This is a genomic window from Thermatribacter velox, from assembly GCF_038396615.1.
In the GTDB taxonomy this organism is placed as follows: Bacteria; Atribacterota; Atribacteria; order Atribacterales; family Thermatribacteraceae; genus Thermatribacter; species Thermatribacter velox.
Window position 1 is genome coordinate 1,438,893 of the sequence record NZ_CP121689.1, and the last position, 16,803, is coordinate 1,455,695.

Annotated in this window: 12 protein-coding genes and 2 rRNA genes; 4 read left to right on the forward strand and 10 right to left on the reverse strand. The window is 47.8% G+C overall.

Annotation, left to right across the window (positions count from 1 at the left end; genetic code table 11):
* Positions 1-4: 4 nt before the first annotated feature.
* The 10 genes from hemW to QBE54_RS07230 all read right to left on the reverse strand — a co-directional run bounded on the left by hemW (position 5) and on the right by QBE54_RS07230 (position 12,406).
* Positions 5-1,150 (reverse strand): radical SAM family heme chaperone HemW, encoded by a 1,146-nt coding sequence (gene hemW, locus QBE54_RS07185; protein WP_369017520.1) that lies wholly within the window; start codon positions 1,148-1,150, stop codon positions 5-7.
* A complete protein-coding gene (gene lepA, locus QBE54_RS07190) occupies positions 1,147-2,952 on the reverse strand; it encodes a translation elongation factor 4 (RefSeq protein WP_369017521.1) in 1,806 nt (601 codons plus the stop codon). The genes hemW and lepA overlap by 4 nt, the downstream gene beginning before the upstream one ends.
* The gene (gene murJ, locus QBE54_RS07195; protein WP_369019414.1) at positions 2,945-4,519 is read right to left on the reverse strand and encodes a murein biosynthesis integral membrane protein MurJ; all 1,575 of its coding nucleotides are present in this window, start codon (positions 4,517-4,519) and stop codon (positions 2,945-2,947) included. The genes lepA and murJ overlap by 8 nt, the downstream gene beginning before the upstream one ends.
* A 68-nt stretch (positions 4,520-4,587) precedes the next feature.
* Positions 4,588-4,704: ribosomal RNA gene (rrf, locus tag QBE54_RS07200) — 5S ribosomal RNA — on the reverse strand.
* Positions 4,705-4,771: 67 nt separating this feature from the next.
* Positions 4,772-7,798: ribosomal RNA gene (locus QBE54_RS07205) — 23S ribosomal RNA — on the reverse strand.
* A gap of 144 nt (positions 7,799-7,942) precedes the next feature.
* Positions 7,943-9,709 (reverse strand): phosphoenolpyruvate carboxykinase, encoded by a 1,767-nt coding sequence (locus QBE54_RS07210; RefSeq protein WP_369017522.1) that lies wholly within the window; start codon positions 9,707-9,709, stop codon positions 7,943-7,945.
* A gap of 36 nt (positions 9,710-9,745) precedes the next feature.
* Positions 9,746-10,543, reverse strand: coding sequence for an SDR family NAD(P)-dependent oxidoreductase (locus tag QBE54_RS07215; protein WP_369017523.1), 798 nt, complete (start codon positions 10,541-10,543; stop codon positions 9,746-9,748).
* An 81-nt stretch (positions 10,544-10,624) separates the two neighbouring features.
* Positions 10,625-11,407 carry a family 1 encapsulin nanocompartment shell protein gene (locus tag QBE54_RS07220; protein ID WP_369017524.1) on the reverse strand — a complete coding sequence of 261 codons (783 nt, stop codon included), beginning with the start codon at positions 11,405-11,407 and terminating at the stop codon, positions 10,625-10,627.
* A gap of 12 nt (positions 11,408-11,419) precedes the next feature.
* On the reverse strand, positions 11,420-11,782 hold the full coding sequence (locus tag QBE54_RS07225; RefSeq protein WP_369017525.1) for a demethoxyubiquinone hydroxylase family protein: 363 nt from the start codon (positions 11,780-11,782) through the stop codon (positions 11,420-11,422).
* 66 nt (positions 11,783-11,848) lie between these two features.
* Positions 11,849-12,406, reverse strand: a complete 558-nt coding sequence (locus QBE54_RS07230) for a DUF2179 domain-containing protein (protein ID WP_369017526.1) — start codon at positions 12,404-12,406, stop codon at positions 11,849-11,851.
* Between the two features lie 353 nt (positions 12,407-12,759).
* On the opposite strand from QBE54_RS07230, the gene QBE54_RS07235 reads away from it, so the two are divergent.
* From QBE54_RS07235 to QBE54_RS07250, 4 genes are all read left to right on the forward strand, one after another.
* Positions 12,760-14,436, forward strand: coding sequence for a hypothetical protein (locus QBE54_RS07235; protein ID WP_369017527.1), 1,677 nt, complete (start codon positions 12,760-12,762; stop codon positions 14,434-14,436).
* A gap of 16 nt (positions 14,437-14,452) precedes the next feature.
* Positions 14,453-14,998, forward strand: coding sequence for a thermonuclease family protein (locus QBE54_RS07240; RefSeq protein ID WP_369017528.1), 546 nt, complete (start codon positions 14,453-14,455; stop codon positions 14,996-14,998).
* 150 nt (positions 14,999-15,148) lie between these two features.
* Positions 15,149-16,285 carry a diguanylate cyclase gene (locus QBE54_RS07245; protein WP_369017529.1) on the forward strand — a complete coding sequence of 379 codons (1,137 nt, stop codon included), beginning with the start codon at positions 15,149-15,151 and terminating at the stop codon, positions 16,283-16,285.
* A gap of 94 nt (positions 16,286-16,379) precedes the next feature.
* Entirely contained in the window at positions 16,380-16,769 is a 390-nt protein-coding gene (locus QBE54_RS07250) for a hypothetical protein (RefSeq protein WP_369017530.1), read from the forward strand.
* Positions 16,770-16,803: the final 34 nt, after the last annotated feature.

The following is a 16,803-nucleotide window of genomic DNA, read 5'->3' on the forward strand; positions in this document are numbered from 1 at the left end:
GGCTTCAATCAATAATTTCGGAAAAAACTTGGTTGGCAACCAGCATTCCCTTTGCAGAAAGAAAGTAACGAGAACCTTCTTTCTGCAGAAAGCCTTCTTGCAGGAGGAATTCCATACGTTCGATTTTCTCTTTAACCAGTGCAACGGGATACCTCTGGCTAAGTATTTCAGTATCCAATCCCTCGCTGGTTCTCAAACGTAAAAATATTTCTTCATCCAGTCTTTGGGGAAGTGAAAGGGCTTCCCGATATTCGATTGGCAAAGAGCCGTTTTCAAGATGAAAGCGGTAGTTTCTCAAATGCCTGGAATTTCGGTGGCGTTCACCTCTCAAGTAGGACCAAGCGGCTACTCCTAAACCGAGGTATTCTTCGTTACGCCAATAGCGGAGGTTATGTTGGCACTCAAAGCCGGGTTTGGCAAAGTTGGAAATCTCATAGTGGAGGTAACCCCTTTGGATAAGCCATTCTCTGGTCCAGGAAAACCAGTTGGCCTTCTCATCATCGGAGGGGAAGCTGCGGGGATGTCTTTTTGCAAACCAAGCCATGGGGGAAGGAAAATGCAGCGAAAGCTCATAAATGGAAACATGGCAAGGCTCAAATTTGAGGAGTTCTTTCACCTCTTTTTGCCACTCAGCAAAACCCTGAAAAGGCCAGCCGTAAATGAGGTCTGCCCCCCAATTCTGAAAGCCCTGGGTGCTGAGTAACTCCAAAATAGCGTAAATGTCCTCTACTTTGCAAGCTCTCTTTGCAAAGAGCAAAAAGCGCTGATCAAAACTCTGCACACCTACTTGGATGCGGTTCACTCCTCCACGAGCAACCTCACGGATCCAGTTCTGGTCAACGGTTCCCGGATTTACCTCGACAGTAATCTCCACTTTTCCTGAATATCTGAAGAAACGTTGAAGATAAAGCAAGAAGCTACTTATTGAGGGGGCATCGAGCAAGGAAGGAGTGCCCCCACCAAAGTAAACACTCTCTAAGACACTCCCTTCCAGTTCAAAAAATTTGACCTTGAGCGAAAGCTCTGTGCAAACCAAGGCGAGATAGCTATTTCTGTCGTGATGCGAGCTCCAGGGATAAGAGGCGAAATCGCAATAGGTGCATTTCCCAAGGCAAAACGGGAAGTGCAGGTAAAGTGAGAGCGTTCTCATTGTCCACTTTTTAAGACCGCCAGGAAAGCTTCTTGGGGTATGCGCACTTTACCGATTGCCTTCATCCTCTTTTTGCCTTCTTTTTGCTTTTCAAGCAATTTCCTTTTGCGGGTCACGTCTCCACCGTAGCACTTTTGCAGGACGTCCTTACGCAGGGCAGGAATGTCCTCCCGGGCAATAACTTTACCTCCAATACTGGCTTGGATAGCCACTGCGAAAAGCTGTCGGGGAATGATTTCTTTGAGCTGGGAAACCACCTGTCGGGCACGATGATAGGCCTGTTCCTTGCAACATATAAAAGACAGTCCATCCACCCGGTCCCGGTTGACCAGAATATCCACCCGGACCAGATTGGCGGGACGATAGCCAGCAAACTCATAATCCATGCTTGCAAAGCCACGACTCAAAGCCTTAAGCCGACTGTAAAAATCAAGCAGTATTTCAGCCAGGGGCATTTCGTATTTAATGAGCACTCTCTCGGCATCTAAGTAAACCATGTCTTTAAATATTCCTCTGCGTGCCTGGCAGAGCTCCATTATTCCCCCAATGTACTCTGGAGGAGTGATAATTTGAATCAACACATAGGGTTCTTCAGTTTCTTCTATCTCGGTAGGCGAAGGAAAATCCTTAGGCGACTTTACTTCGACCACATCACCCCGAGTGGTAAGTACGTGATACACGACATGGGGAGCCGTGGCCACAACTTCCACCCCAAATTCTCTTTCGATACGTTCCTGAGTGATTTCCATGTGCAAAAGCCCCAAAAAACCGCAGCTAAAACCAAAGCCCAGAGCTTCTGAAAAATCGGGTTCAAAGCTGAGTGCTGCATCGTTAAGCTGGAGTTTTTCCAGTGCATCTTTTAGTCTTTGATAATCTTCTGATTGTACCGGATAGAAATTGCAAAAAACCATAGGTTTTACTTTCTTATAACCGGGTATAGGCTGAGGTTGGGGGTCGGAAGCAGAAACCAGGGTGTCACCAACTCGGGCATCCCGGATATTCTTCATATTGCAGGCCAAATACCCTACGCTACCGGCCTCGAGGAGCTCCGTTGGTTGCATTTTGGGGTTAAAAATTCCCACTTCGGTAACTTCAAACTCCGCACCTGTAGAGAACACACGAATTCTGTCTCCACGTTTTACTGAACCATCGAATATTCTTACAAAGAGCAATACTCCTCGATAGGAGTCATAGCTGGAGTCAAAAATCAGAGCTCGGAGATGGGCATCACTTTTGGCCTGGGGAGGTGGAATGTACTGCACAATTGCATCCAGAAGCTCCTCTACTCCAGCTCCTGTTTTGGCACTGACTAAAAAGAAAGGCGGATGTTCTTTGCCGAGGATGTGTTCTATTTCTTCCTTGGCACGTTCTGGAGCGGAAGCAGGGAGGTCGATTTTATTGATAACCGGAATAATGGTGAGCTTCTGAGCAATGGCCAGGCTGGCATGGGCATATGTTTGTGCCTCCACACCTTGAGTAGCGTCCACAACCAGCAGAGCACCCTCACAAGCGGCCAGGCTACGGGAGACTTCGTAACTGAAGTCAACGTGCCCGGGAGTATCGATGAGATTAAAAATGAACTCTTTTTGAAATCTTTTGGAAAAATACCTCAAGCGTATGGCCTTAGCTTTTATAGTGATACCTTTTTCTCTCTCCAGGTCCATCTGGTCCATAAATTGTTCCCGCATCTTTTGTTTGGGCACTGCCTCACATATTTCTAATATCCGGTCGGCCAGAGTGGATTTACCGTGGTCTATATGAGCTATAATGCAGAAATTGCGAATGACCTCCAGCTTACTCATCGCGCTTTATTCCTTTCGCAAATTTGTTGTAAAACTTCTCAAAAATTGCAATAATTGTTTTTTTCTCCTCCATTTTTAAACCGATAGTGAGAAAAACATAGAATAGAGCAAGCATAAATATTATAACCACAAGCACAATAATTCTCGATGAATCAAAAGTCTGTCCCAGGGTTTTCCACAGAAAATAGGCGAAAAACACGAAAGCTGCAACTTGCAATGCCAGTTTCCACCACCATTTGCCGGCACCCGACATATTTAACGTCTGGCATCTCTTTAAAAAAGTTTCCAGCAAAAGAAAATTCAAAAGAGCACAGAGAGAAGTGGCCAGGGCTAAACCAGCAAAGCCCATGAATCTCACTAATAAAAAGTCCAGAGCTATGTTACAGCCTACAACCAATACCCCAATTTTAACCGGAGTATAGGTATCCTGCAAAGAGTAAAAGGCGCGAGTGAAAAGGTGAACCAGTGAAAAAGCGGGAAGTCCCAGGGCATAAAAAAGCAGCGCTTCAGAAGTCATGGAAGTTGCTCTAAGGTCGAAAAAACCTCGTTGATAAACGATTTTTACCAGATCTTCCCGAAAAACCATTAAAAAAACGGTTATTGGCAACATTATAAAAATGACTAACCTGAAACCCTCAAACAGGGTGTCCTGCCATCTTTCCAGCTTTTCTTCCTGAATGCTTTGGGAAAGAGAAGGCAGAATGACTGTAGAAATGGCAATACCAAAAACTCCCAGAGGGAGTTCCATCAATCTGTCTGCAAAGTACAGTGCCGAAACCGCTCCTTCTCTGCAAGTTGAGGCTATTAATCTGTCTACCAGAGTATTGAGCTGACTTACAGCCAGCGCAAAGGTCACCGGCAACATGAGTTGTACCACTTTTCTGAAACCTGGTTCTTTCCAGAAACGCAAATGCAACCTGAATCGCAGCCCCAAGCGGTAGAAGGGAAAAAGCTGGAAAAGAAACTGTCCTATTCCTCCAATTAAAACTCCAAGAGCCAGACAGTAAACATCCACCCACTTCCTGAGAAAGAGCAAGGACCCAACCATCCCCAGATTGAAAAAGACCGGAGCCAGCGCTGACCAGCTAAAAACATACAGGGTATTTAAAGAACCCATTAAAAGAGCTGACCAGGAAATGAGCAACAGAAAAGGGAACATCAAGCGAGTAAAGTCAACAGTAAGCGATAACTTTTCAAGGTTTCCCCGAAATCCCCAGGCTATGAAACGCACAATTTGTGGAGCAAAAATGATGCCCAGCGCACATAAGGCAGCAACGATTATGGTAAGGCCGGTGAAAACCGCAGAAAGAAAGGCAACAACCTCTTCTTTGTCCCTTCCCTGATATTCCGAAAAGACAGGAACCACTGAAGTGCCCAAAGCTCCTTCAGCGAAGAGACGTCGCAAAAGGTTGGGAATGGTGTACGCCAGGAGAAAAGCATCTGTAACCCAGGAAGCTCCAAAGGCAGCCGAGAGCAAGACTTCTCGCCACAAGCCGGTAAACCTGGACAAAAGGGTGCCCGAAGCCACTATCAAAGTGTTTGCAATTAGTGATCTTTTTCTACCCATCTCCACTTCTACTCAAGATACAAAAAAAGACCTGAGATTTCCTCTCAGGTCTTTCCTGGCCTTTTTAATCCCGGCAGCGTCCTACTTTCCCACCCCGTTGCCAGGGCAGTATCATCGGCGCTGGAGGGCTTAGCTTCCGGGTTCGGAATGGGACCGGGCGTTTCCCCTCCGCCATGGCCACCGGGAAATCTGTTGTTTTTTGCATCTATCAATAAGGCTCTGTAATACTTCCGATTTCTCAATGAAGCCTTTGCGGTCAAGCCCTCGACCGATTAGTACCCCTCGGCTCAAGGTGTTACCACCCTTACACCTGGGGCCTATCAACCGGGTCATCTTCCCGGGGTCTTACCTGGTTAACCCAGTGGGATACCTTATCTTGGGGTGGGCTTCGCGCTTAGATGCTTTCAGCGCTTATCCCATCCGGACACGGCTACCCAGCACTGCCCCTGGCAGGACAACTGGAACACCGGAGGTCCGTCCATCCCGGTCCTCTCGTACTAGGGACAGCTCCCCTCAAGTATCCTGCGCCCGCGACAGATAGGGACCGAACTGTCTCACGACGTTCTAAACCCAGCTCGCGTACCGCTTTAATGGGCGAACAGCCCAACCCTTGGGACCTGCTCCAGCCCCAGGATGCGACGAGCCGACATCGAGGTGCCGATCCTCCCCGTCGATATGGACTCTTGGGGGAGACCAGCCTGTTATCCCCGGAGTACCTTTTATCCGATGAGCGATGGCCCTTCCACACGGAACCACCGGATCACTAGGCCCGACTTTCGTCTCTGCTCGAGGTGTCCCTCTCGCAGTCAGGCTCCCTTATGCCCTTACACTCATAGCACGATTTCCAAACGTGCCGAGGGAACCTTAGGGCGCCTCCGTTACCTTTTAGGAGGCGACCGCCCCAGTCAAACTGCCCGCCTGACACTGTCCCTCGCAAGGATGCACTTGCGCAGGTTAGAATCTGGATATATCAAGGGTGGTATCTCAAGGGCGGCTCCATGAGGGCTGGCGCCCCCACTTCTCAGCCTCCCACCTATCCTGCACAGGACATACCCGGATTCAATGTCAGGTTGCAGTAAAGGTTCACGGGGTCTTTCCGTCTTGTCGCGGGTAGCAAGCATCTGCACTTGCATTGAAACTTCGCCGAGCCCCCCGTTGAGACAGCGCTCCAGTCGTTACGCCATTCATGCGGGTCGGAACTTACCCGACAAGGAATTTCGCTACCTTAGGACCGTTATAGTTACGGCCGCCGTTTGCTGGGGCTTCAGTTTGGAGCTTCGCCTGGAAGAAATTCCAGGCTAACCCCTCCCCTTAACCTTCCAGCACTGGGCAGGCGTCAGACCCTATACATCGCCTTACGGCTTAGCAGAGTCCTGTGTTTTTAGTAAACAGTCGCCAGAGCCACTTTCCTGCGACCCTCTCGAGCTCGGAGAGCAAGTCTCCTCACTCTAACAGGGCACCCCTTCTCCCGAAGTTACGGGGCTAAATTGCCGAGTTCCTTAACGGGGGATCACTCGCGCGCCTTAGAATACTCATCCTGCCTACCTGTGTCGGTTTGCGGTACGGATACCTCTTTCCTGGCTAGGGGCTTTTCTTGGCAGCATGGGATCAGCCAGTTCGCTCCCGTAGGAGCTCCCCATCACCTCTCGGCGTTTACGAGGGCAGGGATTTGCCTCCGCCCTCCGCCTACCGGCTTGGACAGCCTATTCCTCCAGGCTGATGGCCTACCCTTCTGCGTCCCCCCATCGCTCATAGCGGAAAGAGGTAGCGCCGGAATATCAACCGGCTGCCCATCACCTACGCCTTTCGGCCTCGGCTTAGGATCCGGCTAACCCTGAGAGGACGAACCTTGCTCAGGAAACCTTAGGCTTACGGCGAGAGGGATTCTCACCCTCTTTATCGCTACTCATGCCGGCATTCTCACTTGGGGTACCTCCACGAGTCCTCACGGTCTCGCTTCAACGGCCTACCCAACGCTCCCCTACCAACCAGAGAAGCCATAGCTCCTCTGATTCCGCAGCTTCGGCAGCAGGCTTGAGCCCCGAGAATTTTTCGGCGCAGCGCCGCTAGACCAGTAAGCTGTTACGCACTTTTTAAAGGATGGCTGCTTCTAAGCCAACCTCCTGGCTGTCTCAGCAGCACCACTTCCTTTACCACTTAGCCTGCATTTAGGGGCCTTAGCTGGCGGTCTGGGCTGTTCCCCTCTCGACCACGAAGCTTATCCCCCGCGGTCTGACTCCCCGGCTTTGAGGAGAGGTATTCGGAGTTTGGTTGGGTTTGGTAGGCGGGTAAGCCCCCTAGCCCATCCAGTGCTCTACCCCCTCTCCTGACCACCGGAGGCTAGCCCTAAAGCTATTTCGGGGAGAACCAGCTATCTCCAGGTTTGATTGGCCTTTCACCCCTACCCACAGCTCATCCGAGCAGTTTTCAACCTACACCGGTTCGGGCCTCCACGAGGTTTTATCCTCGCTTCACCCTGGCCATGGGTAGATCACCTGGCTTCGGGTCTACGGCAACTGACTCAGCGCCCTGTTCGGACTCGGTTTCCCTGCGGCTCCGCACCAGAGGTGCTTAACCTATGCCAGTTACCGTAACTCGCCGGCTCATTCTCCAAAAGGCACGCAGTCAGGCTGGAAGAAACTAAGTTTCTCCCATAGCCCTTCCACGTATTGTAGGCACATGGTTTCAGGTTCTATTTCACTCCCCTCCCGGGGTTCTTTTCACCTTTCCCTCACGGTACTGGTTCACTATCGGTCGCCAGGGAGTATTTAGCCTTAGGAGGTGGTCCTCCCAGATTCCCACGGAATTCCTCGTGGACCGTGGTACTTGGGAACATAAGGCAGAGAGAAAGGTCTCTTTTCGCCTACGGGGCTATCACCCTCTATGGCGAGGCATTCCAGTCCTCTTCGGCTAAGAGCCTTTTTGGTAACTCTCCGGCCTTGCCCTGGCTTGGCCCCCTTATGTCCCGCTACCCTCAGAGGGCAACGCCCAGGGGCTTTGACACCCTCTGAGTTTGGGCTGTTCCCCGTTCGCTCGCCGCTACTTGGGGAATCGCATTTTGCTTTCTTTTCCTCGGGGTACTGAGATGTTTCAGTTCCCCCGGTTCGCCTCCTCTCCTTGAAGAGAGGATACTGGAGGTTTGCTCCAGTGGGTTGCCCCATTCGGGAATCCCCGGATCAACGCTTGCTTACAGCTACCCGGGGCTTATCGCAGTTAGCCACGCCCTTCATCGCCTCCTGGCGCCAAGGCATCCACCACGTGCCCTTTCTTAACTTGACCGCAAACCTTTGCGCTTCTACGCAAGAAGAAGTATTACAGAGCCTTATTTACTTTTCAAGGTGCGAATGGCAATAGGTATTGTAATGAGTTATCGACTTTTTTGCAAGGGGTTGAACGAGAAACTTTTTAAATATTTCAACCTTTTCAGGAGAGAATTCTAATCAGCTCTTTAGCCACCTCTTCTGGTCCTTTTCTTTCCCAACCAGGTATCCCCAGGCGGGTCCGCATCTGGCCCACAAAGACGCCCCTTTTGAAGAAGGCTTCAAAATATTTTTGTGCCAGTTCATCATGAAGTTCCCTGTACTGGGGTGGACCGAAGATGTTGGCAAAGTAAGAGTGAACAATTCCCGTAGAAGTAGTAGTCCCCTTACTCATTACTGCTCCTTCTGCAAAGACCCTCAACGCTTCCTGGGCGCTGCTGAAGCGTTCAATAATAGGGTGTTCTTCATCAACCTCTTCATAGTTGTTGGCATAGAGCACAAAATCTACTTCCCAACCCTTGATAACATTGGAAAAGGTAGTTACCGGAATTACCACTCGCGCGTTAACTCGGGAGGGGCTCATAATGATTGCCCGGTCTATCTGCCCGAATGCATACCCCGGCTGGAGGTCATCAAGACGCAAAAAAGCTCCGATTTCCGTTCCATAACCCCGGATTTTGCCTTCTGCATCTATCTCTAAGGAGCCCATGTCGTCAGCGATAATGGTCATGTCACTGAGGTTATCCTGAGCCAAAATACGGAATGCTTCCAGAGTTTCAGATTTTCCAGCAGCAGTATCTCCAATCATTAAAATTGTAGCCTTTTTACCGTTTTTAAGGAGAATTCTCACCATTGCACCATGGAAAGGAAGCCTGCCCATTTTCATAACTTTTACATTGTGAAGCGTGAGCACCATCTTTTTAAGATAACCAAAGTATCCAAACATATCCCGGTTGGGGCAGGCGGCAATTAGCAGGTTGTTTTCCTGGTCGTCATAAAACACAGTTGGAAAATCTGCAAGCTGGTCCAGAACATCTCCAGGAACACCAAACAGATACACAGCGTCTGGTTTGCGCTTCAGGTCCTCATCGGTGGCGATTTCGAAAAGGTTGCACAGAGAGAAGCCCAATTCATAAAACTTCTCATGGAAATAAATCAAAACCAGAAGCGGCCCCACTTTAGCAGGGTAACAAAGCCATTCTTCAGGTTTTACATCAACCACTTCCAGGGGGTTGCTGGCAATCTTTCGAAACTGACCGGTGCGTTTATTCATTGGCGGATCCAGAATTAAAGGTGGATAAAGAAGGATTTGTCTTATGATTGGTATGGAGGAAAGTCGCTCCCGATACACGCCTTCCGGTAAAAGGATATCTTTGGGCACTGCTATAGCGGCAACGTTGGTTCCTGCACGAACCTGGCGATATATCCATGGATGCTCTCCGGTAATGTTTTCCTGAAGGTCCCGATATACACTCCGTACCAGGTGGGCCAAGGTTTCTACCGTATTGTTAAAGGTACGATAGGGCCTGCGGTCGAGTGCCGGGGTACCTTCTGGAGAGGTGCAAATCAGGTAACGCTCAAAATCCCGCCAGAAGTTGTAAAGGTATTCAATGAAATCGTTAAAAAGCTGACGGTGCTTTAAAAAAGATTCGCTACCTTCTACCAGGTTAGGCACAAGGTCCAGTGGCATTTTCACCAAAAAGTGGAGAACCTGCAACAAGCGGTCCAGGTCTGCTTCTCCTGGTTCTTCTTTACCAAAAATCTTCAAAAGGAGCGACTTTTGTTCTACCAAGCGCTCCACGCCTTTTTTCAGAATAACCCTGAAAAGTCTACTGGAAAGTAACTCCTCTGGTGTGTCGCATATTCTGTCCTGAACTTTTAAAATGACTTTTCTTCCCACCAGCTTAAACTGTTCATGATTCTTCGTCATGCTTAAATTCCTCTCCCACACTTTCAGTTTCTGCTATTATACAGTAACCCGCAACCACCCCCCATCAACGTAGTAGTTCGAACCTACGCAATAACTTGCTTTTGGCGAACACAAAAACACCATAAAATGAGCCAGTTCTTCAGGCGTTGCAAATCTCCCAATGGGAGCATTTTCCTTAGCAATATTTTCTAAGTATTCTTCGGGTGTCATACCTTTTTCCTTACCCACGATGTTTGCTGTTTTGTACCAGTCAGGAGTAAGAATCAGACCAGGACTCACACAGTTAACCCTTATGTTGTAAGTGATGAATTCATTAGCAAGGCATTTGGAAAACATCACCAGAGCTGCCTTAGTTACATTGTAAATCGGTTCGTAATCAAGGGGTTGTCTGGCGCATATGGACGCATTGTTAATGATTACTCCACCGCCTCGCTTTTGCATGAGAGGTGCTAGCAGGCGGGAAAGACGAACTGCGGCCATGACGTGTAGGTCCCAGTAATACTGCCACCTCGAATCAGGAGCATCGATTATTTTCTCAGCACTACCGGTTCCGGCATTGTTGATCAGGATGTCCACGCCTTCAGGATAAGTACTTTTCACTGCTTCCACAAATTTCTCAATGTCTTCGAGCCTACTAACATCACAGGCAAAGCCCAGTGCTTGTACTCCAAACTCTTCAGAAATTTTTCGGGCAGTATTTTCGACCTCCTCTTTGTGTCGAGCACACAGGGCGAGGTGAACACCCTCCCTTGCCAGTTCCCTGGCAACTGCTTCCCCAATTCCCTTGCTTCCCCCAGTGATTACAGCGATTTTATCTTTCAATTCAAGGTCCAAGGTTCACACCTCCTCCTTAACACAAAAGAAGGCCCTATTCTGGGCCTTCTTTTGTTATTCGAAATCCTTCCCTCAAATCAATTACTTGAGGACACAGATTGCCTCAGGAATTTCCACAAGCGGCAAAAGGGCCTCGGATACATAGAATTCGAGTGAATCTTCAGTGGGACCAATGAATCCTATCTGCATATCCTGAGCCAGGATGATCCGGCCCACCTTGCCGCCCCGACCCAGAAGTATTCCCCCTTCTTCGATAACTGGCGATTTCAAAACACCAGCTTCACAGAGCAGGCGCATATGTTCAATTTCTAGCTGATTACCGCTTGGATATCTACGGAAAAGAAGGTTAAAACGCTCCGGAGCAAGAACCAAAAGGTAAGGGCCAGGTATTCCTTGCTTTTCAAGCGCATTTATGGCTTTGATAACGTCCTCGACCGCCTCCCCGGTTTCGTTCCAAGCAGAAAGAGGACTCTTCTTTGAACCTTCAGCCCTGAGAAGCCCTGGAATTCCAGAAATACCCTGAAAGATCAGCGAATCTTCTTTTCGTGCACAGACTGAAACGGCATCTTGTAGGGGACGAAGATTAAGGTAAACTCCGTTTTCTTCAAAGGCTGCCAACATGCGTTTGGAGAGTGAAAAAACCTCACTGAAAGAGGGAATGCCAACCGTCTTTACAAGGCGAACTCCTTCCTGCAGGTTTTCTTCGAGCGGTACTGCCGAAAGACCCAAACCATAGGGTCCCTCAACGGGCAGTATTCTTCTTCCCACCAGTAAACTGCGTGCAGTCTGGATCATGACCTCTTCAAGCTTTTGCCAGGTAGCTTCCTGAAGGGGCACATCCTTTTGAAAAAGATAATCTCCCATCGCTAAACCTCCTCACTCCAGAGAACCAATGGTTGGCCTTTTATCAGTATTAACATGTTCCTGCTTGTTCTCGGTCGCCGTTTCTTCCATCATCTCTTCCACCTCTTTTCTGCCCTTCTCCAAGTACTGTACTTCATCAGCTGCCAATATCTCGAGCAAGCGGCTGAACTCACCGATATGGACTCTCTCCTCATTGGCAATGTCTTCAAGCACTTTTTTGGCCAGCGGATGGTCACAGGCAGCAGCATGTGCAAGGTAAAGATGGACTGCTTCGTGCTCAGCAGCAATGTTGAGACGAATTGCCCGAATTAGCTCTTCTCTGCTCATTTTCCTTCCCGGAACCATTCCCGAAAAGGGGTTCACAAATTCTGGCATTCTGCTTGCCTCCTTTTAAAGATACTGTCAAAATTATACCAGAGTTATGCAGTGCTTCCAGAGAAGCTATTTTCCTTTACGCCAGAAGCGCAAGCTCGAAAAAACGCTTAAGCCACTTTGTAGTGGTGGGAACACACCTTTTGAGGCCATTCTTACATCCTCTACAGCGTAAAAGGCAGAAGGTGTACAGTTTTGAATTATTGCCATTGCCCTCCCCAGGTTTTTACGATTGATAATTGTATAAATGATTTTGACCGGTCCCCGGGAGCCATGGCCATCCAGGATGGTGATCCCAAATCCCGACTGTTTCAAACTTTCAATGAGGTTATTCGCATTGCCTGAGACTATGACCCGCAACATGCAGAATCCAACTGCTAATTTTTCCTCAAAGCACATACCCAGGTAGGTGCCGGTTGCAAATCCGGCAGCGTAGGCGAAGTAAGCCAGCACATTGTCCAGGTTGCGCATAATCTGGGTTATAGCAGCAACCCAGATGAGCACCTCAAAAAAGCCCAGAACGGGAGCTAAACGGCGCATTCCTCTGGCTACCAGAATCACCCTCAAAGTCCCGATACTCACATCGGTTATTCTGGCTCCAAAAATCAGAAGTGAGGTCAGAACCATTCCTGTCAAATTACCAGTCAGAATAGAAACCCCCTTAAAGGACTAAAAACCAGTACTATCTTACTACAACAACATATATCGAACACCATACAGCAGGATTCAATGGGGAAAAGATTTGCATAGGTGAGCGTGCCCGCGCAATGCTAAGCCGACAGGTTCTCGAGGTAGAACTTCCTCTGCTTTAGGTCCGGAGAGTCATTTTCGTTTTCCATAGAAATTTTTAAATTACTATATTTTCATATTATTATGTTTTCATTACCTATAGAAATGATGTATTATTATTGGCGTTGGTGTATTATTGTTATTAAAAATTTATTGGGAAAATGCCTATTTAAGAGAAGGGAGGGCAGATAGTGAAAAAGCTTTTCGGGTTTACCATCATCCTTGTTCTGCTGGTTTTCATCGTTGCATCGTTTGCCGCTGCTTATCAAATCACCATTCTGGGCAATCTTGATAAACCACCCGAAGAATTGCCCCGGGATAGCGCGTTTCTCATAGACACAGGCAATCATGCTATGAGCGAAAAAGCCTGGTTGCAGATGCTTTCTGAACAAAAAATAGAATCAGTCGTGCTTCCCTCTCAAAAAGATTGGGAAAAGAGGAGTCAGACTTTAGAAAAGCTTGCCCAGGACCTGAAGATTGTAGTCACCAATCCTCCAGAAAACATAAAACAGGATTTCTTTTTACCCTGGTACGTGGTCACTCACAACTATCACAAAACAGTCTTGCTTAACTTTTGGGAAAATGGCTCTCTGCCTGATTCGGAAGCGCTCAATGCCTTTCTCAAAAAAGAGAACCCAGACCGGGTTGTGGTCGTAAGTGATAAAGCACTTGTCGAAAAGCTACTGGAGGAGCTCTCTGAATGGAGAGACCGGACCTCTGTGATTGTCAGAGAGGAAAGCCCTCAACCCCTGATTGACACTCTGGAAGTGAAAGAAAAGCCGGTGTTTCTCTTTTTCTATTCTTCGCGCTGTCCAGTGTGTCGCAAGATTAAAAACGAAATAACGCCTCCGGTTTTCGCCAAATATCAGGACCAGATTAAAGTAGTGTATTTTGATTACGTCATAGAAAGCAACTATCGCAAGTTGGTCGAACTCGAGGAATACTGGCGGGTAGAGGACAAAACTTCGGTGGAAATATTCTCGGAAATTGGTTACCTGGCTTCTGAAGACCTGGATAGCTATCCACAAAAGCTGGAAGAGTTTATCAAAAAAACCCTGGAGGGCCACTTCCCTCCAGGGCAAGAAAAACCTATACAGCAAGTCACCCGGACCAGCAAACTGGAAGAATATCTTTTTTCTCGTCTTAAGGGAGCTACGTTCTGGGTCATTGCAGGAGCTGGCCTTCTTGATGGTTTAAATCCCTGTGCCTTTGCCACCATAGTTTTCATGGTTAATCTCCTTTTTTTGCTGGGTCACGAACGGCGCAGAATTTTTGAAGTCGGCATCACCTACAGCATATCTGTTTATGTGACTTACTTCTTGCTCGGACTCTTTTTCTTCGAAATCTGGCAGCACCTTGGAAAGTACCATATTATCTCTCAGGTGGCTTATGGTGTCATGGCTGCCCTGCTTTTCCTTTTTGCATCCTTAAGCATCAAGGATGCAATCCAGTACAAGAAAGAGCGAAGAGAAACTGGTTTTACCCTTGGCCTTCCCAAGAGCTGGCGCTTGAAGATTAACCAGTACTTAAAACAGAGTTTTGCCGAGCGACGCTTGATTATAGCGGCTCTTTTAAGTGGTGTGGTGGTTTCCTTCCTGGAAGCAGGTTGCACCGGGCAAATTTACTTCCCCATTATCATGCTTATCCATTCTGAAACCGCCTATCGAATCCGGGCCATCTTTTATCTTTTGCTTTATAACGCCTTTTTCATTATTCCCCTTTTTGCTGTTTTTCTGAGTGTGTATTTTGGCAGTCGCTCTAAAAAAATAGTTGAGTTTGGAAGAAGAAATATTCTCTTTTCAAAAATCGCTCTTGCGGCTTTATTCATAGTTCTTGGTATCCTGCTTCTTGAGGGAGCTATATACTGACAGGGAGGGATGCAAGGTGAAGACTGTTTTTCTATTATTAGCAGTTTTTTGGACTGCTTTATTTTTGACAATAACAGTCAGTGCCCAGGAAGAACTCATGCCAGTTACTGTTCTCAAAGTTCCCCGTCCCCACATAGTGCTTGCAGAGGTTTGCTGTAACGGTAAGATGCAAAAAGTAAGAATTAAACTGGCGGGAGTGAAGCCTCCACTTGGGAACTTCACTATATTTGAGCAGGGCAAGGCTTTCCTACGAGAACTGGTGCGGAACCAAGAAATCTATTTTGACTTTGCGACTGGGCACACACCGGAAGAAGAAATCTGGGTAGGCTTTCTATACCTCAGGTGTCGTTGCGAAGAAGGAGAAGAATGGATTCTGATAAACGGAGAACTTATTAAAGAGGGTCTTGCTGAGGTGGACGTGGAAACAGCCGGAGAAAACCAGTTGCCGTATTTGCTATCCCTTGAAGAAGAAGCCAGAAACAGTCAAAAAGGCCTCTGGAAAACACGCAAACCTGAATCCCGCAAAAATAAAACCGAAGAATGTCCCAGCTGTGTCCGTTAAGGAAGCTGAACATACCCGAAATTCTGTGATATTTGCGCTCCAAAAGCAACTGTGACAGTTATTTATCAACCGTATCTCTTGATTTCTCGTTTTCTTACTTTCGTGCTAAAATGGAATTAGCAAAAATGAATCTGGTGTCCAGAGATAATGATGAATGAAAATCAAAGGGACATCTGGATATTCGTGCACACTCGCGAAGAAACCTTTGCAAAGCTGGCTGAGTCCACCAGGGCTGACGGAAGCTTTTTAAGGGACCCCTTAACACATCTTTTTTCGCGCTTATACTTTGAAGTTGAGCTGGAAAGGCTGGACACAGAAAGGCAGTTGCCCCTCTCGATTGTAATGGCCGACCTGAATTACCTGAAATTGATAAATGATGCTTTCGGACACCGGGAAGGGGACCTTTTCCTCATTCAGGTAGCAGAAGGGCTGCGAAAAATATGTCGTAAGGAGGATATTGTTGCCAGAATAGGTGGGGATGAATTTGCCATCTTGCTCCCCAGAACCAACCGGGAGCAAGCAGAGACGCTTATGAAGAGGTTTTCTGTGCATCGTCCTCCTGCCAGCTCAAAATGCCCTATTCCCATATCCTTGGCCTGGGGTATAGCTACCAAAAGTCATCCCCAGGAAAGCGTTGAAGAGATTCTGAACCGAGCTGAGCAAGAGATGTATCACCAGAAAACCCTTACCAAAAGAAAGCTTGAGAAAGAAATTTTGGAATTGATAAAGAAATGCCTGGAGGAAAAATTATACCCGGTTGAACCTCGTTTTCCGGTCTTTCGCAAAATAAGTCTGGGGTTAAGCCTGGCAACTGCAATGGGACTTTCTTCAGAAAGCAAGGAACTGTTCGTCAAGCTTTTGGTTTTCCACGACCTGGGAAAGCTGAGCATTTCCCCAGAAATCCTGAAAAAGCCTGCTTCTGAGCTCAATCCTGCTGAATGGCAAACCATTCGAGAACATCCAGAGAGAGGATACCGAATTGCTTCCCAGCTCCTGGAACTTGCGCCCATCGGCGAAGCTATCCTCTCCTTCAGAGAACGTTGGGATGGCAAAGGCTATCCCCAGGGCCTGAAAAGAGAAGAAATTCCACTGCTTTCCCGAATGGGTTCAGTAGTCAATGCATATGAGGCAATGGTAATGGGCAGGCCTTACCGACCTCCATTGATTTCTGAGCAAGCGCTGGAAGAAATCCAAAAACATGCAGGGACCGCTTTTGACCCCCAGGTCGTTTCAAAGTTTACCGAAACAATGCAACTCGAAGCTTCTGGTAACTGTTCCGTCCTGTAACGCACAATGAATAGCGCTGAGAAAATCTGGTTTGTCTAAAGCCTCAAAATAGAGTTATTGGTCAATACGATTTCTAACAAAGGAGGGCGATTCCGTGCGGGCTCCAAAAATGGTGTCATTCTTGATTCTAACTGTATGCCTCGGTGTTTTTTCTGTTTTCAATTCTGGCTGTCTTTTCACGGCTCTGGGCTCTCCGAACCCAGAAAGCACCTCTCAGGCCGATGCCCAGCAATCCTCCATAGATACCCTTTCTTGTCTTGAGGACTGTCTCAGCTTTTGTGCTCAGTGGTGTGAAGGTTGCACAGTGTGCAGTTGTGAGGAAGGAAGCGTCGTGCTGGATGGGACAACCTGCCTTAGCCAGTGTTCCGCTTTTTGTGAGGAATGGTACAGCGTTTGTCAGCAGTGTGAAGAAGAGCCCTGTCAAGCCTGTCAGGAGCCACCAGAAAATGAAGCAGGTTGTTCTACTGGGAACTGTCCTCTTTAAAAGAGCGGAACAAGGTAACGGCAGTTGTTTTGAA